Consider the following 25,731-nt stretch of genomic DNA (forward strand, 5'->3'; position numbering starts at 1 on the left):
ACTCAGGTGTGCGGCTCGGTGACAGGCCTGCCAATTCTGTCAGGCTTCGCGCCATGCACGTATTATCCGGTGTTCTGGAGTGTTGTGTACTCGTTGACTGTTGTCGCTGACTCCAAGACTTGTGCGCGGTTTGGTATGGAGTTTGTGAGTTCTCCTCCAGTGCGAGGCGCCTTTTCGCAGCAATGGGGTCGAGATACCTACATCCGATACTGGAAGGCTGCTCATGTGTAACGATTTTGGGTGAGTATGGCACTGGCGGTGTTCGATGGTCAGTATAGTTGCTGCTATGTCACGCTGGTCGCTTACTCGGCCTCGGAACTCGGGTCGAGCACTGTGATTCCGGCATTTAATGCCACCCGTTCGGGTCATGGTGTACAGGTGATTTCGTCGTGTGGTGCCTTTGGTGATAAGTCCCGCAGTAGTGCAACCGGTAAGCCAATAGAATCGAGGACATTGGCCTGCTGCACACGGTGAGAGTGGTACCACAGTGTGCGATTTGACCTGGGATGGATGTCTACAGGCGTCAGCCAGCAGCGGGAGCATAACGGCTTGGTCGGAACACCTATTGAGTACGTCGACCAGATTCGGCGTGTTGAGTTCGCAAAAAGCCAGTTGTACGTCGATGTTGGGTTGTATGCACGCCAGCCGGGCTGCGACGGCCTGTGTGTTGGCCACTGACTGTGGATCCGCACTTTCCGTGCGGGGTTAATACGCGGGTGACCACGAGGCATACAACCCATATTCGGTCTTGGTTAGCCTTTGCCAGCGTCCACTGTGCGGGTCGGTGACGTCGGCAGTCTTGACCGTGTAAGGGACGCATCCGATCGACGGATAGTCTTCGTGTACAAGCGGATTGACCAGCACGTCGAACTTGGTGATGTAATCCTGCAGACCTTGGTCGGTCCACACCGCCAGTTGACCTTCACCAACTTGGAGGCCTTGCCGAAGCTGATCAGTGGGGGGTTGGCGCGGATCGGAGCTTCGACCCGACGCAGCCCGGTCACCCAAGCGGAGTAGCCATGCAATGTTTCGCCCAAGGGCACAACCTTGCTTAGTCGGCAGCATTCACTAGGGTCATGGACGAAGAAGTTTTTGTCCAGCAATTGGTCCTGCTGGTCAGGTGTCAGTTCCGGAGTGATGTTGAGTACCCGGATGTCATAGACAGACTCGACGGTATCTTGAGTATCGATACTTTCTACGAAGTGGTAGCCATTGTCCAGAAAGATTACCGGCACGTTCGGGCGCATTCTAGTGGTTAGATACGCTAACATAGCACCAAAACTATATTGACGACTACCACGTAGTTGCACGTCACCCATCCGCGTGGGCCATTGATACCATCGAAGGTGTCGTTGGTCCACCGCAACGAATCGACAGTGCCAGCGCCGTCGAATTCGGCCATACTTTGCGCCGCAAGCTCACGCAGTTCATCTTGGGTCAGGCGAGCCACTTGAGTGTTCATCACAAGTCGTCTTCTTCGGCTCGAATAACACACTGCGCGAAGCGCTCACTGTCGCCGTGATGTTTAACGAAGTTGCGAATCACCCGATCGATGTAGTTACTCAGCTTGTCGCTGGTGATCTTATTTTGACGCAGTTTATGGCTGAAACTGCTATGCAGGCCGAGACTGCCGCCCAAATGAACCTGGACGCTTTTGACCGAACCACCGAGACCGTCGTCGACCATTAGGTCTTTGAAACAGATATCGGCGATTTGAATTCGTACACAGGAAGCTGGGCAGTCACTGATATCGACTGTGCTTGGTACTTCAAGTGTGGAATTGATGTCCTGCAGCCGACGCTCGAGTTCGGGAACCAAAGTCTGTGTCCTGAATCTGGTTTCGATAAATGACAGCTTACAAAACTTAATCTCTCTGCATGCCATCAAATTTCGTAGCCACTGCGATGGCCGAAACCGCAGACCCAACGCCTCCAGTCCGGTGACCATGTCGTCAAGTAAGGTGTCGAGTGTACTATAAAATGATTAGCTTCTGATGTGGGGTGAACTGGGTCCGATTCGACCCGGCACACTCTGCTAGGTCGGCTATCTCAGTGAGAAGGGTGCTCGACACCCGTCCGGCGATCGGGGCAATCTTAACGGCGTTAAGCTCGTTCTTGAACTGCTGGGTTCCGACGTGATCGATCGGATGCTTGACTGGCTCAGAGCCGAACTGTCGATTAAAGGATGTTTGAGGTATTCGGTTTCGAGAACGTCCCTAAAATTGTTCTATACTCCAATCCCTGATGGGGAACTTCAGCCGTGTCTTGGCCCGTAGACGTTGGTAGCCATAGTCACGAAACAGTAAGCTGATGGCAGCCCACACTTCAGACACCTTGTCTAGCGGAACCCCGGTGCCGACTCGCTGGGTTAACACCGGGTTGGTCGACAGACCGCCGCCGATCCATAGATCCCAGGACGAGTCCGTGGCTTGGGGTGGTTAACACCGATGAATGCGATGTAGTAGATATCGCGCGCGGCATCCTGCAGACTCGAAACGGCGAGTTTATACTCGTGCAGCGAGTCGGCGAAGTCCGGTTTGCCGATGTAGCGGCGCCTGATTTCGTGAATCGTCCAGATCGGGTCCAGCACCTCGTCCAGAGCTTCACTGGCCAGTGGTGAGTCGAAGCACTACCCACAAGCAGTCACCGTACGTCTCGGTAGGCTATAAGTCTGACCTCGGCCAGCCGTCGCAAGATTTCAGGGATGTTTTCCACTTCGATCCAGTGGTACTGCACATTTTCTCAATCGCAGATGTTGGCGGTACCGCTAGCGAATTCGGTCGAGATCTGGTCCGGTGCGCGCAGCGCAACAGTCGAAACTGTGCCACCCTCGCAGCGCACTTGCAGCATGAAGTATTCAACTTCCTAGTAGTTAAATGTTCTCGTCGCAAGTCGAGCTGTCATTGTAGCCCTGCTCATACCGTGTGCAGAGGTTTCACCGGCGGAAGCGCCTACGCAGATGGGTTTTGTCTATGCTATCGAATCCAGCTTTAGCGTCGATGTTGTCGACGAGCTCCCATGCATCGAGCCGGTTGTCGGCTTTTTTGAACTCCTAGTTAGCGTTGAGCGGCTCAATGATTTTCCAGCACTCACTGAGGCCCACGTTGCGAGCCTGTGTCGAACGGGCTGTAATCATTTGGAGGTTCTCTTTCACGCATGCCGCCAACGCGGACTGCGCAGCCCATCAAGGTGTTTCGGTGGCGTAGTTCGATGGTCAGTTGGTCGTACTAGTGGTCTGATTTACGGCATCACATGTAGATAGCAGCAGCTGTAGACATGTTTGAGATTGACATAACCACCGTGTCACCAGCGCGATGCATAAGCCTGGGGTTGGCGACGAACATGCCGCCAATCTACCGTGGCTAACGACGAGCCGCTTAACCACCTCAAATTTCTTCTAACAATGATTGAAAGTACTGAACAAGCTTATTAGTAGTGATCGGGTACACAAAACCGCGAATCCGCTGAGAAGCCCATTCATCCTGCGCCGCTCGTTGCAAAAGTGTGGTCGGGTTAGCGGCAGGAGTGACGGAAGGATTGACGGTTCCAGCTTGACCCGATCACCATGCGATGATTTGGCATGCCCTTTCGTCAGGTACCGGTGGATCTGCCCGACGTGCAGCCCAGTGCAGGACAGCCATTCGGGGTGTATGTACATGTCCCGTTCTGCATGACTCGTTGTGGTTACTGTGATTTCAACACCTACACTCCAGCCGAACTGGGTGGTGTCGACCCGGATACCTGGTTGGCGGTACTGCGGATCGAGCTCGAATTGGCGGCCGCGCGTCTGGCGGCGCCCACGGTGAACACCGTGTTTGTCGGAGGTGGGACGCCATCGTTATTGGGCGATGAGCGCCTGGCTACGCTGCTCGTCATGGTGCGGGAGTACTTCGTGCTGGCGCCGGATGCCGAGGTGAGCATCGAGGCTAATCCCGAGTCCACTTGGCCGGAATTCTTCGAAGCGATCCGCGTGGCCGGTTACACGCGAGTATCGCTCGGTATGCAGTCTGTAGCGCCCCGAGTATTGGCCACCCTCGACCGGGTACACTCGCCTGGTCGGGCATCGACCGCGGCTCGCGAGGCGATGGCCGCAGGCTTCGAACACGTCAACATCGACCTAATCTATGGGACACCGGGAGAGTCCGATGATGATCTGATACGTTCTGTCGACTCTGCGATCGAGGTCGGTATCGACCACATATCCGCATATGCCTTGGTCGTAGAGGATGGCACCGCGTTGGCGCGGCGAATCCGACGCGGTGAACTGGCCGCTCCCGACGACGATCTGCTGGCACACCGTTACGAGCTGGTCGACGCACGCCTGTCTGCCGCCGGGTTGAACTGGTATGAGGTGTCCAATTGGTCTCTACCAGGCGGTGAATGTCAACACAACCTTGGCTACTGGAACGGTGGTCAATGGTGGGGCGCAGGGCCGGGCGCGCACAGTTACGTCGGCGCAACGCGCTGGTGGAATGTCAAGCACCCTAATGCCTATGCAGAGATGCTGGGCAATGCAATGCTTCCCATTGCGGATTTTGAGCAGCTTAGCGTGGATGCGTTGCACATTGAAGATGTGATGTTGAAAATACGTCTGCGCCAAGGTCTTCCGCTTTCTCAGCTGGAGGACGCCGAACGCAAGCGTGCAGAGGATGTGGTCGCTGACAGTCTACTGGTATTCGAGGGGGATAGGCTGGTTCTCACCCCCTGTGGACGGCTGCTTGCCGACGCGGTGGTGCGCACGTTGCTGGGATAGCCCAGTTGGCCGGATTGTGTCGTCCGTACATCAGAAGCTGCCCGCAGATCAGAGCCGGCGTTTGATCATCCGGTTAGCCTCGATATACAGTATGATTCCAGCGGTGACGTTTTAGGAAAATGCCAAAACTAGTGATGCGGCTAACGGTAGGGTTGTGCTTGCCTCGGGGATCGCCAGCCGTTGGACCGCGAGGACGGTGATGTGAAATGTCACTCCACAGAGAGTCGCGAACAGCACTTAGGCTCCCGGTGTGAGTCAGGTAGGGATAGCTTATGTAGAGACACTGACCTCCACCGGTGCAAATACATGCGATGCTAGCATGCGTTGGAACGATATTATAACGATATTATACAGGATTTCGTCGTCATGGATGTCCTTTGTACCTAACAGTTCGTTGATGAGGCCGATGAGGAGGACGAATCTACGGTTGAGGAAAACGTCCTAATAGCAACTTACGGGAGAAAATAGGAATCCTCTCGAGTTTCTCCATAAGTATGCTCTGTTGGGCTCCCAGTTCGGATATCCTAGCTTTTCCATCAAGAGTTCGATCTCTTGTTCGTGCTGGGCCTCCAGAGGCTAGCAGTGCGGTGGCCGCACGGCTGCGACCGGACCGACCCTCCACCTTGACCGACGGGGTTTAGGCTTTGCTCCTCGGGAATGTTCCCGGTATTGCTCAAACCCTTGTGCCGCAGTTGTGTGACTAGGCATAACTCCACCAAACAGCCCGTAATCTCCATCACCGTAAGGCATGGCAGGCATGTAGGCGTTACACGCCATTCAGGTGGCGATCAGCACGACCACGCACGTGACAAAGATCCCTATCGAATCCGACGTATAATGCCTAGCGACGGTCACCCTATCGACTCTCAGCATTTGACTCAAGCAGACTAGCAACAAATTAAGCTAATTTCTCCTATCAAGAAGTTCGATACGAAGTCGGGCACCACAAAGCCAGCGATGTTGTTGATCTCGTTGGACTTTATCTTGACTAGCTTTTCACCTCCGTATTAGCCGGTAACCGGAAAAAGATACATGGTCAAACCCTGGTAAATCACATACAGAAAATCGAAACGTAACTCTAGGATTGGTATCAAGAATACGCAGTAAAATAACAGTAGGAATAGTTTGAACAGCTTGTGGGTGAAGTTACCTCAAAATGCTTGAAGCATTGAACGGCTCTCCTGTGCTCGCTTGCGGTCCTCAAGGAAGCATCGAACGTCAACGGCGAGACCATACACATCCAGAAAAATAGCGAAATTTAGATATGCTCAGGCTAGTACGCCACTTAGTATACGCATGGGCTTTTGAGGTTGATGCCCAAATGCACTCTTGTAAACCTTGGTGCAGAGTGGCCGAGGCACGCGCCGATAGGCTCTCTAACGGGCTTTTGAAACCAGCGATGGCGCAACCCGGCGACGCGTTTGCGGTGTGTCATGAACTGCCACGCCTATGGTGAACAGTGTGTGGTAGTTTCTTCGAAACTGTCAACGCTCGTAACCGTAAGTACTTTCTGTCTCTTGGTTAACTGTAAGTTTTTCGCTATCCATAAAGCCGGGTTACGAACATAATTGTGTATCTAATCAATCGGACAGGTGGCGGGCTGCGATGACGGTAGTGCCATCACATTTAACTTACGTTAAACCTTTTCACCACACGGTCAGTTGACGTGATTCGCTATTCTCGGTCAGGCAGTGGTGTTGGTCTTCTTACATAACCGCCACATCCCACACGAGACTGGTAGGCGGTCAATGGACGTGTCCGGACATACCCGCGAACACATTTACCGGCCTCTTTTCCCATACGAGCGGAGCTTCCCGATCCGCGCGACCCAGTACGAATGCGTACAGCTTAGCTGTGATGTTAGGAGAACTCTGGGGACGGCAACCAGTCAGTACGTAAACAGGCGGGAAAAGCGTGGGACTTTAGTGCATCGGGGCTACAGGGTGCGACTCGGTGTCAAAGGTGATCTGCCCCTCTAGTTGCCTGTCGAAAGGTTAAGCAGGTCGCGTAGGCTTATATGAAATAAATTATAAAATTTATGTGAGTTTATGTGCGTGATCGAGGTCTGCGTCGAGATAAGCTCTGCTGGCGCGGTGACACGGTTGATTTCGTTGCGCGGCCATATCGATCTGGCGGACGTTGCAGTTTAGCTGACCGTGGTATTGCCCAAGTGAGATCGACAAGAAGTACCTATTTTACGAACACGACGGTCAATGGGTGCTGATCACTAGGTGTGCTTGTGATGATCGAGCGAAACAGCGATGCGCTGTGCGCTATCCGCGACGGTGTGACGCAACGACAATGCTGGCCGGAGCGGACTGGAGCGGTGTTGGGTGAAGTGATTGGCAGGTTGTTGCTGGAAAACGACCAAGTTTTCGGTCGAATTGTCTTTGAATTCGGTATCTATTGCTAAGGCCTGCAGGAGCGGTTGGTGCCGCGGACCCCACTGGTCCGGGTCTTTGACTGCGTATCCGCATCGTGGTGATCACCGGTGAGATTTGTTTTTCGATGCCTAGGCTCGACACCATGAGGCTGTTTGCGGGTTTTTGAGTGAAAGTGTGTGTAAAGTGCCGTTCTCCTGTGCAGTTGATGTCACCGCCGACTCGTCCAGTTACTGCAATCGAGTGGCGGTTGCCGTGCACGAGATCGCCGCCAGAAGTTATCACAAGGTAACCTTGTCTCGTTGTTTAAAAGTGACTTTCGCACTCGACTTTCAGTCCAGCTATCGACTGGGTCGTCGATACAACGCTCAGGTTATGCCATTCTTGTTGTAGATAAGTGGAATTCGATCTTTGTGTTACAGTCCGGAGTTTGGCGCAGCGGTTTACCGTGACGGCACGGTGGCTACCGAGTTGCCGGCAGGCATTCACGCGCTCGACCATGGTATAGCGCGTGACCGTGCGTAACGCGAAGATTTGGAATCTAATTCTCAGTATGCTGTTAAACGATCTGTTTCAACTCATAGCTCGCTTGCTAAAGATTACCGAGATCGCCGAACTCGGCACTGCAGCCGTCATCGATTTTATGACGGTGTGTAAATAGTGAGGCATGCAGCATCGTAGATCGACGATCAGCGCACTCCTGGACTCTTCCAGCGACCGGATAGATGCGCTGGAGGCACTGTCTCCGGCGGCCACCGTGTCGGTTATACCGAAAGCAACTGGCGTCGAGGCCACCTTGCGTCTATACGAAGTTTAGCATGAACTGTATTCCGTTGTTGTCATTATTATTTCAGTATCCAGTGAATTGGATTGCACGCTGATGCTGCGACTGTGACGGGAAGACCTGGCTGCGGGTCGGAGCCGGAATCATCGGAGAGCCACAACCCGAATGCAAATTCGAGGAGACCTTCGAGAAGCTATGCACACTGGCTTCGTATTTGGTTGCGTGTCAGTAGTGTATCGTGCATCCTTCCTTGTCACAGGCGGTCGCAAGTTCTGTAGCTATCTAGATTACTTCGGCACTAGCGCGTTTGCCATAGTCCGCGGTCAGATGTGACTTGTTGTGGACGCAAAAGGCAGCACCCTAGTCCGAAGTGTATGTTAGTCAGCGATGTGTGGGAGTGGGAATTCCCCAATGTCCTTATATCGTCTGGCCGGTCGTGTATCGAACGATCGTGGTGTCAGCGGCGGGAGTGCGGTCTGTGACTGATGTTTTTATCGACTTGGTGAGTAATAGCCCGGCGTAGCTGATTCGAATGTGACTAGTATTTACAGCTAAATATGACTAACATTCACAGTTAAATTGAGTGTTACTCGACGGAATACATCACTAGGGAGATGGCGTGTCCAAGAACTTGACCAACCGGCAGCTACTCCGTGAGCTTGAGCCCGTGGTTGAGCACTTGCTCAACCGGCACCTCTAAATGTTCAAAGAATGGAGTCCGCGCGACTATACTCCTTGGTCAGACGGCAAGAATTATTACGCCCTCAACGGAGATGACTGGGAACCCGGGCAGAGTCAGTTCTCTGATGTCGCTCAGGTCGCTATGGTGCAAAACCTGCTGACAGAGGACAATCTCCCATCATATCACCGCGAGATCGCGATGAACTTTAGCATGGATGGCTCTTGGGGGCAGTGGATCAATCGGTGAACAGCTGAAGAAAGCAGGCACAGTACGGCACCGCACGATTACTTGGTGGTTACCCGCGCTGTCGATCCGGTCGAGTTGGAGAAGCTACGCCTCGAACACATGACTAGAGGCTTCAGCCCAGGCCAGAACCATCAGGGCGACATGTTTGCTGATAGTCTACTTGACTCCATCATGTACGTTTCATTTCAGGAATTAGCCACCCGTGTGTCCCATCGCAATACTGGACGAGTCTGCAACGAGACAATCGCGGACAAACTGCTCGCCAGGAGTCGGCAGACGAGGACCTGTACATGATCTTCTATCGAGATGTCAGCGCAGCCGGTCTCGAGATTGCACCTAATCAGGCGATGAAGTCGGTGCACAGGATATTGCGTAACTTCAAAATGCCCGGTTTAACGGTTCCAGAGTTCCGACGCAAGGCTGTGATCATCGCCGTCGGCGGCGTCTATGATCCGAGGATCCATCTTAACGAGGTAGTCATGCCGGTGCTGAAAAAGTGGCAGATTTTTGAACGTGAAGACTTCACTGGCGAAGCCGCCTGGATTGCGTGATGACCTTGGCTTACTGGTCAAAGAGCTCGAATTAAGAGGGGGAGAGGTTCGACGAATCCAAGCAGCGCTACCTTGACCACCAGTCCCGCAGAATCGAGAAGATCACGGCAAGCAAAGTGCTCAAAACCCGAGGCACGCTTACGCTCAGCGGACGGTGATAGCTACCGAAGGAGGTGTCGGGCGCGTGCAATATTGTAGCTGCCGGCTAAGCATCGAGGTGATTAGTCGTAGCCGGGTGAGATGAGTGTCCCTCCGGACGCAACACGGCCGACATGCACTGCTGTATTGAGAAGCTGGCGCTACACTGGTCTCAGTGAACTCGTGGAATGCACGTGACTGGCGCCGAACTCGGTTGGGTGCATGTCGTATGCTAAGCAGTACGCTGTTGATCGTACCGGGTGCGGGCTGTGTTGGCTGGTTGGGCACCATCTCAGTGCGCCGCATTACGAGCAAGTCGAGGTGACGAGGGCATAAGAGTGTCATGTTATCACGTCGCCATGCGCGAAAGAGCGCTTCTAGCAACGATACTGGGTGGCGGAACCGGGTATATAGTCTTGTTGGTCTGTTCTTGGTAAGAAACTAGCTGTGGCAAGTCGACATTCAGGCCGGTTAGTTGTGCACGTTGTTCTGCATTTATGCTTTTGTGTCGGCTGCCTACTAGATGGCTCGTTCAGGTGGATGTCGTTGCCGGTAGTACGTTCAGAAGCTTATGCCACGGCCCGAAACGTCCTTGGTCCGCTTCATTCATGACTACGTCAGCCGGGACTCGGCATGTCAAAGAGAGCATCCGATAAACTGTGCTGCATAGATCATGGCCTTGGCGGCATCGGGTGTCAGCCGCGGTAGCGACTGGAATACGTGCACTTGGTCAGGCCACACTTGCAACTCGCAACGGCCGCCGGCGGCCTGGATATCGGCGGCGAGTTGCCGCGCGTCGCCCTCCAGCATTTCGGCTCCACCGACCTGGATCAGCGTCGGCGGAAGCGTTAGCCCTCCGGCAACGTTGAGTGCCAGGCGATGGTGAGTCGGGTCGATCCCCGCATGGTAGAGGCCGACCACGCGAGCGGCGGTTGCCGCTCGTACGGCGGGGTCGGGGCGGATCCGTTCGCGAGTTGCTGACAACGTGAACGTGAGGTCGATCAACGGCGAAAATAACACCAGGGCCGCCGGATGCTGTGCCGAGACCTCGGGTTGCAGCAGCAAATCCACCGACAGATGTCCTCCTGCCGAATCAGCAACAACCACAATGCGCTCCGCCGACAAGTTACACGTTTGCAGCAACCAGTCCCAGCCTGCGCGCACGTCATTGGCTGCAGTGGGAAATCGGTAGCGCGGCGCGAGGCGGTAATCAACACAGAACACCGGCAGTCCGGTCAGCGACGACAACCAAGACGTCAACCGTCGATGCGTTCGAGGTGAACACATGGTGTAGCCACTGCCGTGCACAAAGTAGATCGCCGCCCCGGTATTACGTCGGGTATTGATTGCGTGGCTGCGCTGTCCGTACACCCATTCCCCGACGACGCGCTGGCCATCGGGCAGTACGGAGTTGATCTGTTCGACGCGAGTACCCACTAACGACGACCCAAATATGTCCATGAGCCGGGCGATGGTTTGGCGCGCCACCCAGACATCCCACGCTCGCCTCGGCTGCAGCAGCCCGGTTATCCGCGGCAGGGTGAGTGTGCTTACCGCTACCGCGCCACGGGATCGCCAGGATCCACGCATCGGTATGCAATCAGTCATAAATTGTAGTCAATCGCAAATAGTGGCATTCATCAATGTCAGCAATCAATTGTCGGCGTTGGGTTCGGATCATCCGACGGGCCGGCTCGATGCGCTGTACAGTCCGTAGGTGCCGAACCCTCCAAAGGCCGCTATAGTCAACAGTACAATCATTGCGTACTGTCAAGGTGGGTGGTTTTGACAGCACGAACTTTCGATCGATCTGGCTAAAAAGAGATTTTCTACGGAACGTGACCACAGGAGATCCAGACGAGCAGTGTTTTGCTTTTACACCAAGGCGTTGTTGTTTGAGACAGTCTCACGTCGGGTCGGCAAACCAGCAGTGTCTAACTGACCCCACAGGAACGCCTACCCAACAAAAGTGTTGTCAATAGGATCGCCCAAGAAGAACTGCTAGCCAGTTCGTCCGGTCGTGTCTCCGTTCGGGTGGGTTAGGAACTCAGCTGGCGGGCGAGTGTGCCGATCTTGTCAATCGGTGTCGTGGGCAGTGCCGCCATCGTGACCACCATATCGGGCCAGGTGTGTGCAGCGACACCGCGCTGGTCAAAGTCAGTATCCAACTCCGCAAGCTCGACCAGTTCACCGTCGAAAAATACAGCAGCGCAAGTCTTTTAGCTTAATTAGTGATCTGGAAGTGGGATTGCCGCAGCCGATCAGAAACCCTGAGCGGCTGAATAGCTGCTCCTTGAGGTATTAGGTGGAACTAGTTTCACCGCCGTGGTATATAATCATTTATAAATGCAGTAGGTAACCATCATCTAGGTGTCCTCTCGGCGACGAGCAAGATCGTCCTTGTGGGAGAAGCCTTTAGGATTAAAGCAGCGCTCATTGTTGTAATCGCTTTGTTGTAATCGCTGCGGAAGGAGCCGTCGAATGTGCACGGACTGCGCACCAATAACCCGCCCTCTTTGCCTGGAACTACCTGGTCACTCGTGTTATCCACCACGCGCAGTTCGTCATTTGCGCACAGAATCCGCCCCCGGTTGTGGTCGGCCAGGTCTGGTGGGTCGTCGAGCCGGGCGTAGTTCAACAGCTCTTCGGCCATTCTGAACACTTGCTGTAGGACCAGGGACAACGCTGTGCATACCTGGTGGGCATACTCTAGTCTCGAGCTTGACTCCGCCGACCTGCAAGGTCCGTAGTATTTTTGGCGTTATCGGTTCCCAAACTGCAGGCGCAAGCCTGCAGTTTGGTCAATGTAGGCATCAGGGTGGTTACATTGATGCCGTAGTGTTCGATGGCGACGACTCTGATGGGCGATATCGTCGGAGAAGAACTTGTCGAAAAACTCGAGGGCATTGATGGGTGCTTTGGTGGAGAACGGAAAGTAGCCATTACGCGTGACTGATATCGTCGACACTAGTTCCCGGCTTGACTGGAGCTGCTTCGTCGGCAATACGGCAGATCTCTTGTAGGTAGTGGCGGGCTTCATCACTAGGAGTGAGATCGTTTGGTGGTCAATGTAGTTCGTGAAGACCTCTAGTCAGGCCCACTAAGGGCTGGCGGCCGACACGATTGTTGAGTCGCGCAAAATACCCGTCTCCGTCGGCGTGGCAGTGGATGTTCAAATTCGATGCCGGGATCGCCGACGAGCACATAGGCACTTAGCGCCTGATAAACTAACTCTGACAACGTCGATCCCGACGGGGCAAAGCCCGGATTAGGAAGGTACTGTGCCAGTCTATCGCCTTCAGCGGTAACTCAGGCCGCAAACGCATCGTCATCGATACCGAACCTTCTGAGGGCCCCCTTGGCAGTAATCACAAAAGCCGGTGCACCGTCGGCAGTGTAGGTCGCGGTAGTAGCGCCAAGCATCATCGTCTCCAAATCTGGAGTATCGGTGCTCCATTCAGGCCGGTGGCCCGGTGCCCGCCGCGGCGTATGCAAGTTCGATACCTCATCTACCAGCGATGCCACCTGGCCGTTGACCGTATCCTCCGGAAGGAACGTAGGTCAGTGATCACCGATACGCAACAAAGAAGAATGCAATACCGTTAAATTACGTAAGTTTGCGTAGGCTGAGCTTAAGGCTGACTGGCTGCGGGATCGAGCACTATATAAAGTCTACCGTGACATGCCCGGCTTGTTCATCGCTGCTTCAGCTATATTTATAACGTAATATATAGCGCCTGATGACGGGACATCCGGAGCACTTCGCCACTAAGGTATCGCAGCGACGTCGGAGCCTTGGAATGACGCTGGTCGATGTCAACCGTAACGGTGGACCTACTGCGCCGACGCTCGCCAAGGCAGAAGCGGGAGCACTTGAGGATCCGCGTCCCAGTACGCTGTCGAAGTTCGACGTCGGACTTTGCTGGTTACCTGGTAGTGCGGCCAGTGTCTACTGGGGCGGTGATGAACCGAAACCTCGGGAGGAAGTCGGTAAGCGCACGGTGCTGGAGCCTGCGGGCGGTGCCATAGTCTTGCCCCTGGACCGAATCCTGGCGATGATGACGACTAAGGCGCAACTCAACGACGTCATTGATGGCCACTCGCACGAACCTATTCCGTTCGGCGAAATCCGACCCCTCGTTGATGCTCTTAATCAGCACCTGAGCGTCATCGTCGGGCTTTATGTTACTGATTTGCTCGAACGTAACTACACTAAGAGTGGCCAACCGATGCAGCCGCTACTGGAATACGCGTTTGCCGAGTTGCTCTCGGCGCCGGTCTCGGCAGATGATCCTGAAGAGCTTGAGAAGTTGTACCGACGCTGGCTCTTAGGTTACTTCGACAGCATCGACGCCGAGCTTGAGGTGTCATTTCGGCGGCGACTTCGACACCGCAACCATCCACCCGAAAGGGTCGGTGGATGACTGGTGGCAGTGACAGTGCCGTGACGTTTTCGGCCCAACTTAACTGGTTGTTCGACGTTTATCGGTCACGGGATCACGTGGAGCAGTCCGTCGACGGCGTTGCCAGATCGGTGAGTTAGCTCATCGGTCTCCCCATTAGTGGGTTAGTGGCAGCTAAATCCATGCCCTCAGGCATGAGCGCTCAATCCAGTGTTATGCAGATATCATTTAGTGAGTTGACCGCCTATTTCGGGGTGCCCGTCGGGTATCTCGCCTCAAGCAGAGCATGTGGAGAAGCAGCTTCGACTATTGGCCGCCGCGGGTGACGCTGGCGTCAAGCGTCTCGTGCTGCAGGGTAGGGTGTGATGTCGCGGATCGGGCTATATTGACCAAGGTAACCAATAGAGTAACTCCCGTGAATCAGAGTAACTCCCGTGAATCCGGCTAACAAACTTCGACGATTGCGTAGCGTAATGCGCACTGCCCGGTGTGAGCTATACTCGAGATAGCTGAACCCCTAGCTACCTCACCGGATACAGGAAAAATTGCCATAGAACGTAGACCTTTCCGACAACAGCCGTTCAAGCGCAAGTCTGGTCGTGGTGGTAACGAATTCGTTGAGTCGAACCTGCTGTGGCGGTAGATTTGCCCAGTCTCGGTAGAACAGCCCATGCTCGGCGTACGGTTTGTTCTCCATGATACCTTGAAGGTCATCTGCCCAACTTAACTTTAATGCTTCACCCAAGCCCGATGTAATTAGGCGCTTCTCCTAAATATCTATGTCAAGCCCCAAACACAAGGGCAGCAGTCAGGTTACGAGCCAGAAACTGGGTGATTGGGATCCCGCCACCGTCACCTGCGATACTATGGCTTTGACACTGACCCAGGCTAGTTGAAGAATTTAGTGCTTGCTGCTGTTAGGTTGGGGGGTAGTGAGCTTGGGCTCATCAAGTTAGGTCGATTGAAGACAACCGCCGGTGTAGGTCGGCGGTTATCGCCAACAACAGCTTCTCCAATCGGTCGATCGAGGCGCTGATCGTGGTGGCGTCAAAAACGTTCTCGTATAGTAACGGCACGATGTTCATCCGGGCGGCGTGAGTCTGCAGCGGGACGATGGTGATGTTCAGATCCCTTAATGCCCATTCGGCGGATTTATTGTTTGTCCAGGCCAGTAGGACTTGACTCAGTGAGTGGTGGGCCGGCGACGGAATGGGCGTGAGCTGCACCAACAACCTGGGGTGACTGTGACGACGGGCCTGCTCGACATCTGGCCGCCATGCTCATCGATATATCCGATCCAATCGTGGCTTCCACTCCTGCCATGCCGTGCTACTGCGCAACGTATGCCACCCGACGGTTGCTCATGGCGTTCAGCGCCATTTTGAGACCGTAAAATGAACGCGACTAAGGAGGATGGACTGGCGATGGGAAGCGCTGACGAGCGTCGCTTCGAGGTGCTGCGCGCTATCGTTGCTGACTTCGTCGCTACCAAGGAACCGATTGGGTCGAAGACTTTGGTAGAGCGCCACAACCTGGGTGTGTCCAGCGCCACCATCCGCAACGACATGGCGGTGTTGGAGGCCGAGGGATACATCACCCAGCCGCACACCAGCTCCGGACGAGTGCCCACGGAGAAGGGCTACCGTGAGTTCGTCGATCGACTCGAATACGTTAAGCCGCTGTCAGCGGCCGAGCGGCAGGCGATCCAAAGCTTCCTGGAGTCCGGTGTCGACCTTGACGACGTGCTGCGCCGTGCGGTGCGGCTGCTCGCTCAGTTGACCCGCCAGGTGGCAGTGGTTCAGTATCCGACGTTGTTGACGTCGACCGTTCGCCATCTGGAAGTGATTGCGCTAAATCCAGCCAGGCTGCTGATGGTGGTTATCACCGAGTCCGGTCGGGTGGATCAGCGCATCGTCGAACTTGGTGACGTTATCGACGATCACCAGCTCTCCCAGCTGCGTGAAATGCTCGGCCAGGCGATGGAAGGCAAGAAACTGTCGGCGGCCTCCACCACGGTTGCTGACCTCGCCGGACAGTTTCGGGGTACGGGCGGGTTGGCCAACGCCGTAGGCCGCTCGGCGACTGTATTGCTAGAGTCGCTGGTCGAACACACTGAAGAACGCTTGTTGCTGGGGGGCACTGCCAATCTGACCCGCAATTCCGCAGACTTCGGTGGTTCACTGCGATCCATCCTGGAAGCGCTCGAAGAGCAGGTGGTGGTGCTGCGCCTGCTCGCCGCCCAGCAGGAGGCTGGCAAGGTGAACGTGCGTATTGGTCACGAGACAGCGGCTGAACAGATAATGAGTACCTCGATGGTGTCTACCGCCTATGGTACTTCGGATACTGTCTATGGCGGCATGGGTGTTTTGGGGCCTACTCGGATGGATTATCCGGGAACTATCGCCAGTGTCGCAGCGGTTGCTTTGTATATCAGCGAAGTTTTGGGTGCCCGGTGAACGTGCGCCCGCTACGGAATCTGTGGACAGCCGCTTAGAAGCGGCACTAAGACGCTGCTAGGAGAGTTAAGCGTGGCACGCGATTATTATGGGCTGCTCGGCGTGAGCAGGAATGCCAGCGATGTGGACATTAAGCGTGCCTATCGCAAGCTGGCGCGCGAACTACATCCCGACATCAATCCCGATGAAGCCGCGCAGGCGAAATTCAAGGAAATCAGCATGGCGTACGAGGTGCTGAGCGACCCGGAGAAACGTCGGGTTGTCGATTTGGGCGGGGATCCGATGGAAAACGCTGCAGCATCTGCGTCAGGGTTCGGCGGCTTTGGTGGCTTAGGCGATGTCTTCGAAGCATTTTTTGGCGGGAGCTTCGGCGGGGGGGCAGCATCGCGTGGTCCCATCGGCCGGGTGCGGCCGGGCTCGGACTCGTTGCTGCGGATGCGACTCGATCTTGAGGAGTGCGCAACCGGTGTCACTAAGCAGGTCACCGTCGACACCGCAGTGTTATGCAGCCAATGCCAGGGCAAGGGCACCAACGGCGATTCCGCCCCGGTACCTTGCGACGCATGTGGAGGGCGCGGAGAGGTGCAGACTGTGCAGCGTTCGCTGTTGGGTCAGATGATGACGGCGCGGCCATGTCCCACCTGCCGGGGTGTCGGGGTCGTAATCCCCGATCCGTGCTACCAATGCGTTGGCGACGGCAGGGTGCGCGCCCGTCGGGAGATCACCGTCAAGATTCCTGCCGGTGTTGGTGACGGGATGCGGGTCCGGCTTGCCGCTCAAGGTGAGGTTGGGCCCGGGGGAGGTCCGGCGGGCGACTTGTATGTCGAAGTCCACGAGCAGGCCCACGACATCTTTGTTCGCGATGGAGACGATCTGCACTGCACAGTTTCAGTGCCGATGGTCGACGCGGCGTTGGGCACCACGATCGCCGTGGACGCCATCTCGGACGGTATGAGCGAGATCGACATTCCGCCTGGGACGCAACCGGGTTCGATCATCGAGCTGCCTGGCCGAGGGATGCCACACCTGCGCTCTAATACTCGGGGCGATTTGCACGTGCACGTTGAGGTGATGGTTCCCACTCGGCTGGACCACCATGACACCGAACTGCTACGCGAACTGAAGAGCCGCCGCAGCCGTGACGTGGCCGAGGTTCGCTCGTCGCATACGGCCGGCGGCGGACTGTTCAGTCGGCTGCGCGAGACTTTTTCCAGTCGTTAAGTGTTGTGTGGTTTTGTTTATGTGGAGTGTGTTGGTGTGGTGGAGTTGATTGTGGTGTAGGTCGATGGGTTGTGTGAGTTGATCTACTGTGTGGATGTTCCGGTAGCCATGAATCCCTCGGTAAAGCGGGTGGTGTTGTGAGTTGTTTGTAGAAGGAGCTTGCCGCTATGGCTGGTGTGTCGTGCTTGGCGGTGGGTTTGTGGTTGTTGCGGTACGCGGCTGAGGAGATTGTGGGCCTGTTGGAATCTACATGTAAATGTAGATTGGGATACTGGCCGGGACTAGGTGTCTGGGATGTATCTGTGCGGGGGTTGGGGTAGCGACTCGCAGCACACTGTCTGGCGGGGGGTTGCGCTGGTCTTCATCAAAATGAGGTGAAGGCTAGCGCATGTACCGTAAGGGGCGACGGTCTTGCATCACGACATCACCATGGTCACACTGGCTAGACTCTCCCCAGATAAGAACAGACCAAAACCTCGCTTCAACACCACCAACCAACAACACAAAACAACACCACACAACACCAGCGAGACTATGTATCTATTGGAGAATTTAGCCAATTGGCTTGGGCCAGTATCTCTAAAAGCTTGCGCGAACTGCTGTGCACCCGTGCCAGGCCCCGGACATTCCAGCTGATTGTCAGCTGGAATCCTGACTAGGATGGCTTAGGTGGTGCGCGTACACCAGGCGACACACCACTCAACTCTTCGGTAGGGACACGACCCGCCATGTACAGACCATCTTCACGGGCTGGGCAGCCGATCCATAGCAACGGTCATAAGGTTGGCGACACTGACTCCATCAACCAATATACGGTGAATTTTACCAACCACTGTGATTTGGCTACTAGCCAGACCTTTAACGAAGTACATTTTCCATAGTGGACGGCTGCGGTCAAGCGGGACGCTGGCGACCGTTCTAATTAGCCTCATTCAGTTCACGGCGACTACCCAGGGCAAGTAGCCGCCAAGGCCGGATGTAGTAGGTGAAGTCGACAAAGCAGAGTTCACGTCACATCGGATAGTGCAACTTGAACGGAATGTCTACCAGTTGACAGCAAAGTCGTGTCACGTTTATACAACCGACCGCAAGTAACCTGGTGGAATGCCTCAATGTCGAGATTTCAAAAGTCCTCGTCTAGCTTGACAACCGCGACTTTGAGTCGTATGCATATGGAGATTAGGGGAGTCGTAGTAAAACACGACTGGATTTCCGTCCTCCAACTGCTTTAGCTTGGAACCTCGCTCACAAAATCGCGACATGAACACATAGGAAGATGAAAATAGTAGACGTAACGTCTCCAACGCGCTTCAGCACCACTGCTCACCTTGCAGTGTAGCGTAATCCGCTTCTCAGGACTCCTCCTGTACCTCGAGTGTCGCTGCAGCAGCCGTTACCGCCCCTTCCTCCTCGGCCAGTGTGTCGGCCAAATACTGAGCCAAGGCACGCGCGGTGTTGTTCGTAGCGATGACCTTAGGAGTCAGGCGTATTCCGGTCTCAGATTCAATATAGGTACGCATCTCAAGCATACCCAGCGAATCCAGGCCGTATTCAATGAATGAGCGATCCGCGTCGATCGTTCGACGCAGAATCACACTTGCCTGCTCGACTAGCAAACGCCGCAGTCGGCCGGGCCATTCATCTGATGGCAGCGCAAGCAGCTCCATGCGGAATTTGCTTGGGCCCCTTGAACCTTGCCCAGTGGATGCAAACATCTCACCCCAAGGGCTGCGCCGGACGAGGCCCGGCAACCATGGCGCCCCGAGGATCGGAATATAGCCACTATAGGCCCGGTCATGACGCACCAGTGTCTCGAAGGCATACGCGCCTTCGTCAGGGGTGATCATGATTTCCCCCCCTTCAGCCAAGAACGTAGCACGACCTACTTCTCCCCACGCACCCCACGCAATCGCGCTGACAGGCAAACCCTGAGCACGACGCCAGTGGGCAAAGAGATCGACCCAACTGTTAGCTGCCGCATAGGCACCTTGACCAGGCGAGCCCAGCAGAGCTGCTCCCGAGGAGAACAAGCAGAACCAGTCCAGCGGCTGCCCGATTGTCGCGCGGTGCAAGTTCCACGATCCGTACACCTTGGGCGACCAGTCGCGGTCAATGAGCTCATCGGTGATGTTGGTCAGCGTGGCGTCCTCGACCACCGCAGCCGAGTGCAGTACGCCGCGCACCGGAAGCCCGGTGGCAGTCGCCGCGCTCACCAACCGGTCCGCGGTGTCGGGCTCAGCGATATTGCCACACTCCACCACTATGTCGGCCCCGGCTGCACGAAGACGTTCGATGGTCTGCCGAGCTTTGGGGTTGGGCTGCGAACGCGCGGTCAGCAGGATCCGGCCGCAGCCCGCCTCGGCTAGCTTTGAGGCGAAAAACAGGCCGAGGCCACCCAAACCACCGGTGATGATGTAGGAGCCATCACGGCGATAGACCGAAGCTTGCCCCGGAGGCACCGCCACGCTTCTACTGCCAGCACGCGGTATATCGAGCACAAGTTTACCGGTGTGCTCGGCGTTGCTCATTGCCCGGATGGCATTGGCCGCATCGATCAACGGATAGTGAGTGCACTCTGGTGAGGTCAGAACGCCGTCAGCGGTGAGCTTGAACACTGTGGCAAGCAACTCACGGACCCGGTCGGGTTGGGTAACCGACATCAGTGCGAGGTCCAAGTAGTAAAATGTGAGACCACGGCGGAACGGGAAAAGTCCCAGCCGGGTGTTGCCGTAAACATCGGCCTTGCCGATTTCGACAAACCGCCCACCGAAGGCCAACAACTCCAGCCCGACGCGTTGTGCGGCACCAGTCAACGAATTTAGCACGATATCCACGCCGTACCCGTTGGTGTCGCGCCGGATCTGCTCGGCAAATTCGACGCTACGAGAATCGTAGACACGCTCGATGCCCATGTCGTGCAACATTGCTCGTTTCGTTGGGTTACCGGCGGTCGCGAAGATTTCCGCACCCTTAGCGCGAGCAATCGAAATAGCTGCCTGTCCCACACCGCCGGTGGCGGAGTGAATCAACACTTTGTCGCCGGCCTTAATCCCAGCCAGATCGTTCAGCCCATACCAGGCAGTGGCATGCGCGGTGGCCGCCGTGATAGCCTGCTCACCGGTCAAGCCGGATGGGAGCGTGACAGCGAGATTGGCGTCGCAAGTGAGGAACGTCCGCCAACAGCCTCCTTCGGAGAAACCACCAACCCGATCGCCGATCTGATGGCCGGTTACGCCCTCTCCGACGGCAGTCACCACACCCACGAAGTCCATACCCAACTGCGGCTCGCGGTCGTCAATGATGGGGAATCGGCCGAATGCGATAAGAACATCAGCGAAGTTGATGCTGGACATGCTGACCGCAACCTCAAGCTGTCCAGGACCGGGTGGAATCCGGTCACTGGCAACGAGTTCCAAAGACTGCAAGTCACCCGGCTTGCGGACTTGCACCCGCATCCCGTCGTGCTCGGGGTTCAAGACAACAGTTCGACGATCTTCATGGCTCAACGGACTAGGGCTCAGCCGTGCCACGTACCAGTTGCCATTCCGCCAGGCTGTCTCATCCTCTTCCGATCCGCTCAGCAGTTGCTGCGCCACCCGTTCAACGTCGATATGCTCGATATGCTCTTCCAGGTCAACCAGAGTGGTGCGCAGCATCGGGTGTTCACTGCTGATCACCCGCAACAAGCCACGCAGTCCGGCCTGCTCCAGGTTGGCCACATCCCCCGACTGAACTATCTGGGCTTGCCTGGTCACAACGAATAGACGCGGCATCTCACCCTCTAATTCAGCCAGCTCCCGGATGATTCGAACCAGATGACGTACCTGCTCACGGCCAGCCAGCAGACTTTGCTCATCGGGGTCGCCGGCGCGTGGCCCGTAGAGGATCACCACACCATCGCGGCCACGTAGCTGGCTGCCAAGCTTTTCGCGGCTAACCACGGGATCGTCCTGGATCGACCAGGACAGATTGGTGCATTCGACGCCTTGGGGACCATGTGATTTCAGCGCGTCCATCAAAGTGGAAGCCAACATGTCGGGGGTTTCGGAGGCGTTGGAGGTGTCAATCAACAGCCACGATCCGGCCTCAAGGCGGGTCGCCTCAGGCAGTGTCCGTTGTTGCCATCCGAGGGTCAGTAACCGCTCACTGAGCTGGCGGTCGAGCTCTCCGCGTTCGGTGGTCCCGGTTCCCATATGTAGCCCACGCACAGCCAACAAGACTGTCCCGTGCTCGTCGAGCACGTCGAGATCGGCCTCACCGCCTCTGGTTTCGATCTTGGTCAACCGCGTGTAGCAGTAGCGGGCATTGCGGGCAGGTCCGTAGGCACGCAAGCTACGCACACCCAACGGCAGCAGTAAGTCCCTTTTACTGCCGGCCTTGGTGGCATCGGCGCCAGCACCGACGGATTGGAAACAGGCATCCAACAGTGCCGGGTGGATGTGGTAAGAGCTTTGCTGGAAACGAATCGAAGCGGGCAACGCGACCTCGGCCAGCACAGTGCCGGCTTCCGCTTCGGCAGTGTGCACGGTGGCCAAGCCAGCAAACGCAGTACCCAGCTGCACACCACGCTCAGCGAATGATTCCCGCATGCTGGTCCCGTTCATGCTATTCAGATGCTCTTCCAACAGGGCGGTGATGTTATACGCCGGTGGTGGGCAGGCATCCTCGGCGGCGTGTAGTGTCGCGGTGGCGTTCCGGGTCTTTTCACCATCCTGGCTTGCCGTTACTGTGAAGTTAATGACACCAGGCGCATCCATCGACGCGATGGCGTCGATCGGGGTCTCGTCATCAAGCAACAGCATCTGCTCAAAAGCGATGTCACGGACTTCGGCCGCTTTGCCGAAGATCTTCACAGCCGCAGCTAATGCCATTTCGCAATAGGCAGCGGCGGGGAAAGCGGCAACACTGTGCACCTGATGGTCGGCGAGCCAGGGCAGTGTCGAGGTCCCTACATCCCCCTGCCAAATGTGGCGCTCGGGTTCCTCAAGCAGGTGCACATGCGAGCCTAGCAACGGATGCACGGTTACGGTGCTAACACCTTGCGCCCGTCGTTCTTGCCCGTCGGTGTCGATAAACAAGCGGGGGTGAGTCCAAACCGGTAGCGGCGCATCCAGCAACCGGCCCGCAGGATACAACGTCGCAAAATCTAACGCGGCACCCGCGCTATACAGATCGGTCAACAAGCCACGCAGCCCGTGCGAAAGCAGCTGTTCGCGCCGCATACCGGCCAGGGTAGCAACCGACATGTCGAGATTTCGGGCAGTCTGCTCAACGGCGTGGGTCAGCAGCGGGTGTGGTGACAGCTCGGCAAAGACTCGATAACCGTCCTCCATCGCGGCCTGCACTGCCGCGGCGAACTGCACAGTGCTTCGCAAGTTGTCCACCCAGTAAGCACCGTTGCACACCGGTCGCTCACGCGGGTCGAACAGGGTCGCCGAGTAGTAGGGAACCTTCGGTGTCATCGGGACTATGTCAGTCAGTGCCGCAGCTAAATCGTCGAGTATCGGATCGACTTGAGGCGAGTGCGACGCTACGTCGACAGCCACCTCACGCGCCATCACGTCACGCTGCTCCCATCGTGCAATTAAGTCGCGCACAGTTTCGGTGGCGCCGCCAATCACCGTGGACTGCGGCGAAGCCACCACCGATATCACAACATCATCAATGCCACGGGCCATGAGTTCCGAATTCACTTGCTTGGCAGACAATTCCACCGACCCCATAGATCCGCCACCGGCGATACGGGTCATCAACTTCGAGCGACGACAGATAACGCGCGCTGCGTCTTCGAGCGACAGTGCTCCGGCGACAACGGCTGCGGCTGACTCACCCATCGAGTGTCCGATAACGGCGCCCGGGCGCACTCCATAGGCATGCTCCATGGTAGCAGCCAACGCGACCTGCACGGCAAAAACCGCCGGCTGAACCTTGTCGATCCCGGTCACCGTCTCCTGCGCCGTAATCGCCTCAGTCACCGAGAATCGTGATTCTGCGGCGATTACCGGCTCTAGCGTGGCGACAGTGGCAGCGAACACTGGCTCACTCGCCATCAATTGCGTACCCATCGCCGCCCACTGCGACCCTTGTCCGGAGAAAACCCAGACCGGCCCCCGATCACCCTGTCCAACAGCAGCAGTATAGAGGACGTCACCCTCAGCCACCCCACGTAAACCTTCGACGAGCTCGGACAGGTCCGTGGCAACCACCGCGGTGCGCACCGGTCGGTGCGCACGGCCGCGTGCCAGTGTATAGGCCAGATCCAAAGGCATTACAGAGTCCTGACGTTCTTCCACCCACGTAGCAAGTTGGCGCGCGGTTTCCCGCAGTGCGTCGCTAGACGTGGACGACAACATGAACAGCCACCGGCCGCCCATAGTGTCTCCGGTCGAAGCCTCGGGTAAGTCTAATGCGGAAGCTTCCTCCGGAGCCTCTTCTATAATGGCGTGCACGTTGGTTCCCGACATTCCGAACGAGGAAACCGAAACCCGCTTCGGCGTGTGATTGTCACTGTTGGGCCACGGCGTAACCGCCTGCGGCACAAAGAGTCCCGTCTCGATCTCGGCAAGTTCATCGGGAAGCCGATGAAAGTGCAGCAACGGTGGCACCAGCCCGTGCCGCAACGACAGAATAGCCTTGATCAGCCCGACGGTTCCTGCCGATGCTGTGCTGTGCCCCATGTTACTCTTGACCGAACCTATCGCACAGGAAGTGCCCGCGCCATACACACGTGCCAGGCTGCGGTACTCAATCGGGTCGCCAATTGGTGTGCCGGTGCCGTGCGCCTCCACCACACTGACCGTTTCGGGCTCCACGCCCGCCGCAACCAATGCCGCCCGATACACAGCGACCTGGGCGTCCTCGGACGGCATCATGAGCATCTCCGTGCCACCGTCCTGGTTGGTTGCTGTACCGCGGATCACAGCGAAGATCCGGTTACCGTCGCGCAACGCGTCTGGCAGTCGTTTGAGCAACACCATCGCACAGCCTTCGGAACGCACAAACCCGTCCGCGTCGACGTCGAATGATTTGCACCGACCGGTCGACGAAAGCATGCCCTGCGCGGACGCCGCCACACTTGCGTGCGGTTCCAGCAAGACTGCACAGCCACCCGCTAAAGCAAGGTCACTTTCGCCGTCGTGCAAGCTGCGGCAAGCCAGATGCACCGCCATCAGGCCCGACGAACACGCGGTGTCAAACGTCATCGCCGGACCGTGCAGACCCAACGTGTGCGAGATCCGCCCGGACGCCACACTGTTGTTGAGGCCGGTTACCACGTACGGACTGGCCAAACCACCCGCTGCGGTGGTGAGTACTAGGTAGTCTTCGTGGGTCAACCCAGTAAAAACAGCTGTCAAGGACCCGACTAAAGACGCCGGATCCAGACCACCCTGTTCGATCGTCTCCCACGAGGTTTCCAGCAATAACCGCTGTTGCGGATCGATCGAGATTGCCTCCCGCTCGCTGATCCCAAAAAACTCAGCATCAAAGCCGGCGACGTCGTCAAGAAAACCACCCCACCGTGATACCGATCGCCCGGGCACGCCAGGCTCAGGGTCGTAAAAGTCGTCAGCGTCCCAGCGGTCGGCTGGTACCTCGGTGACCAGATCATCGCCGCGTAGCAACGACTCCCATAGCTGGTCTGGCGAGTTGATGCCTCCGGGAAGCCGACATCCCATTCCGATGACCGCAATGGGAGTGACAGGTATTTCCATCGCTATATTAACCTCGTCTCAGCTCAACCGGCGTTTCCCGGCGACATCACCGAACTTTCACGCGGGCAACGAAATGGTCGCAGCACCGCTAACGCAGCCTCTACCCCCTGGCTGATCCGGATCTCGCCATCGTTGACAGGTGTAGGACCTCAGCTTAGACGCCCCATAGGGAGACTGTGGAACATATAACATGATTTCCCCATATTTGACCGGGCTTACATGTCGACCAGGGCTAACGACAGCGATGACCCCACGCAGGCCAAGACCAGCATGGCTGCCACCCCAAGTATTCTGTCCATCCCGCACCACACGGGTCAAGTATCGGGCAGATTCCACATCTGAATACACTTCACAGGTTTTCCGGCTGGTCGGGCGCCGGAGTGAGTTTGCTGGCGAGGTGCTAAT

12 protein-coding genes and 6 pseudogenes are annotated in these 25,731 nt (G+C 56.4%); 7 read left to right on the top strand and 11 right to left on the bottom strand.

Annotation, left to right across the window (positions count from 1 at the left end):
- Positions 1–446: 446 nt before the first annotated feature.
- The 3 pseudogenes from MUBE_RS19600 to MUBE_RS00170 all read right to left on the bottom strand — a co-directional run.
- Positions 447–766 (bottom strand): annotated as a pseudogene (locus tag MUBE_RS19600) (CbiX/SirB N-terminal domain-containing protein); the annotation flags it as partial.
- Positions 706–1,462 (bottom strand): annotated as a pseudogene (locus tag MUBE_RS00165) (phosphoadenylyl-sulfate reductase). The pseudogenes MUBE_RS00165 and MUBE_RS19600, both read right to left, overlap by 61 nt.
- Positions 1,462–3,135 (bottom strand): annotated as a pseudogene (locus MUBE_RS00170) (nitrite/sulfite reductase). Before MUBE_RS00170 ends, MUBE_RS00165 begins: the two co-directional pseudogenes overlap by 1 nt.
- A 444-nt stretch (positions 3,136–3,579) precedes the next feature.
- On the opposite strand from MUBE_RS00170, the gene hemW reads away from it, so the two are divergent.
- From hemW to MUBE_RS00190, 3 genes and pseudogenes are all read left to right on the top strand, one after another.
- Positions 3,580–4,752, top strand: a complete 1,173-nt coding sequence (gene hemW, locus MUBE_RS00175) for a radical SAM family heme chaperone HemW (protein WP_116539011.1) — start codon at positions 3,580–3,582, stop codon at positions 4,750–4,752.
- Between the two features lie 2,054 nt (positions 4,753–6,806).
- Positions 6,807–8,149, top strand: a pseudogene (locus MUBE_RS00185) (salicylate synthase).
- A gap of 387 nt (positions 8,150–8,536) precedes the next feature.
- A pseudogene (locus MUBE_RS00190) lies at positions 8,537–9,554 on the top strand (acyl-ACP desaturase).
- A 616-nt stretch (positions 9,555–10,170) separates the two neighbouring features.
- On the opposite strand, the gene MUBE_RS00195 reads toward MUBE_RS00190, so the two are convergent.
- The 4 genes from MUBE_RS00195 to MUBE_RS00210 form a co-directional block, all read right to left on the bottom strand.
- Positions 10,171–11,142 (bottom strand): alpha/beta hydrolase, encoded by a 972-nt coding sequence (locus MUBE_RS00195; RefSeq protein WP_116539013.1) that lies wholly within the window; start codon positions 11,140–11,142, stop codon positions 10,171–10,173.
- 431 nt (positions 11,143–11,573) lie between these two features.
- Positions 11,574–11,702, bottom strand: coding sequence for a hypothetical protein (locus tag MUBE_RS18760; protein WP_279386642.1), 129 nt, complete (start codon positions 11,700–11,702; stop codon positions 11,574–11,576).
- A 194-nt stretch (positions 11,703–11,896) separates the two neighbouring features.
- Positions 11,897–12,187: a hypothetical protein gene (locus MUBE_RS00200; protein WP_133297002.1), complete on the bottom strand. Its 291-nt coding sequence runs from the start codon at positions 12,185–12,187 to the stop codon at positions 11,897–11,899.
- Between the two features lie 656 nt (positions 12,188–12,843).
- The gene (locus tag MUBE_RS00210) at positions 12,844–13,059 is read right to left on the bottom strand and encodes a hypothetical protein (RefSeq protein WP_116539016.1); all 216 of its coding nucleotides are present in this window, start codon (positions 13,057–13,059) and stop codon (positions 12,844–12,846) included.
- A gap of 215 nt (positions 13,060–13,274) precedes the next feature.
- On the opposite strand from MUBE_RS00210, the gene MUBE_RS00215 reads away from it, so the two are divergent.
- Positions 13,275–13,958, top strand: a complete 684-nt coding sequence (locus tag MUBE_RS00215; protein ID WP_165849612.1) for a hypothetical protein — start codon at positions 13,275–13,277, stop codon at positions 13,956–13,958.
- Between the two features lie 313 nt (positions 13,959–14,271).
- On the opposite strand, the pseudogene MUBE_RS16515 reads toward MUBE_RS00215, so the two are convergent.
- Positions 14,272–14,634, bottom strand: a pseudogene (locus MUBE_RS16515) (type II toxin-antitoxin system VapB family antitoxin).
- Between the two features lie 250 nt (positions 14,635–14,884).
- Positions 14,885–15,163, bottom strand: coding sequence for a hypothetical protein (locus MUBE_RS00225; RefSeq protein ID WP_116539018.1), 279 nt, complete (start codon positions 15,161–15,163; stop codon positions 14,885–14,887).
- Between the two features lie 198 nt (positions 15,164–15,361).
- Here MUBE_RS00225 and hrcA point away from each other — a divergent pair, with 198 nt between their 5' ends.
- Both hrcA and dnaJ read left to right on the top strand, forming a co-directional pair.
- Entirely contained in the window at positions 15,362–16,393 is a 1,032-nt protein-coding gene (gene hrcA, locus MUBE_RS00230; protein ID WP_116539272.1) for a heat-inducible transcriptional repressor HrcA, read from the top strand.
- A 72-nt stretch (positions 16,394–16,465) separates the two neighbouring features.
- On the top strand, positions 16,466–17,614 hold the full coding sequence (gene dnaJ / locus MUBE_RS00235) for a molecular chaperone DnaJ (protein ID WP_116539019.1): 1,149 nt from the start codon (positions 16,466–16,468) through the stop codon (positions 17,612–17,614).
- Between the two features lie 743 nt (positions 17,615–18,357).
- On the opposite strand, the gene MUBE_RS16520 is transcribed toward dnaJ, so the two are convergent.
- Both MUBE_RS16520 and pks2 read right to left on the bottom strand, forming a co-directional pair.
- The gene (locus tag MUBE_RS16520; RefSeq protein WP_341537685.1) at positions 18,358–18,546 is read right to left on the bottom strand and encodes a wax ester/triacylglycerol synthase domain-containing protein; all 189 of its coding nucleotides are present in this window, start codon (positions 18,544–18,546) and stop codon (positions 18,358–18,360) included.
- A gap of 420 nt (positions 18,547–18,966) precedes the next feature.
- A complete protein-coding gene (pks2, locus tag MUBE_RS00245) occupies positions 18,967–25,326 on the bottom strand; it encodes a sulfolipid-1 biosynthesis phthioceranic/hydroxyphthioceranic acid synthase (protein ID WP_116539020.1) in 6,360 nt (2,119 codons plus the stop codon).
- A gap of 219 nt (positions 25,327–25,545) precedes the next feature.
- Between pks2 and MUBE_RS18765 the strand changes: the two genes are divergently transcribed.
- The gene (locus tag MUBE_RS18765) at positions 25,546–25,668 is read left to right on the top strand and encodes a hypothetical protein (RefSeq protein WP_279386643.1); all 123 of its coding nucleotides are present in this window, start codon (positions 25,546–25,548) and stop codon (positions 25,666–25,668) included.
- The last annotated feature ends 63 nt before the right edge of the window (positions 25,669–25,731 follow it).

It is taken from the genome of Mycobacterium uberis, from assembly GCF_003408705.1.
GTDB classification, from domain to species: Bacteria; Actinomycetota; Actinomycetes; order Mycobacteriales; family Mycobacteriaceae; genus Mycobacterium; species Mycobacterium uberis.

Excerpts from the sequence above, each read along its gene's own strand:
- hemW (WP_116539011.1), top strand. The coding sequence starts at position 3,580 with ATGCCCTTTCGTCAGGTACCGGTGGATCTGCCCGACGTGCAGCCCAGT.
- MUBE_RS00195 (WP_116539013.1), bottom strand. The coding sequence starts at position 11,142 with ATGACTGATTGCATACCGATGCGTGGATCCTGGCGATCCCGTGGCGCG.
- MUBE_RS00200 (WP_133297002.1), bottom strand. The coding sequence starts at position 12,187 with ATGGCCGAAGAGCTGTTGAACTACGCCCGGCTCGACGACCCACCAGAC.
- MUBE_RS00215 (WP_165849612.1), top strand. The coding sequence starts at position 13,275 with ATGACGGGACATCCGGAGCACTTCGCCACTAAGGTATCGCAGCGACGT.
- hrcA (WP_116539272.1), top strand. The coding sequence starts at position 15,362 with ATGGGAAGCGCTGACGAGCGTCGCTTCGAGGTGCTGCGCGCTATCGTT.
- MUBE_RS16520 (WP_341537685.1), bottom strand. The coding sequence starts at position 18,546 with ATGAGGCTAATTAGAACGGTCGCCAGCGTCCCGCTTGACCGCAGCCGT.
- pks2 (WP_116539020.1), bottom strand. The coding sequence starts at position 25,326 with ATGGAAATACCTGTCACTCCCATTGCGGTCATCGGAATGGGATGTCGG.
- MUBE_RS18765 (WP_279386643.1), top strand. The coding sequence starts at position 25,546 with ATGTCGACCAGGGCTAACGACAGCGATGACCCCACGCAGGCCAAGACC.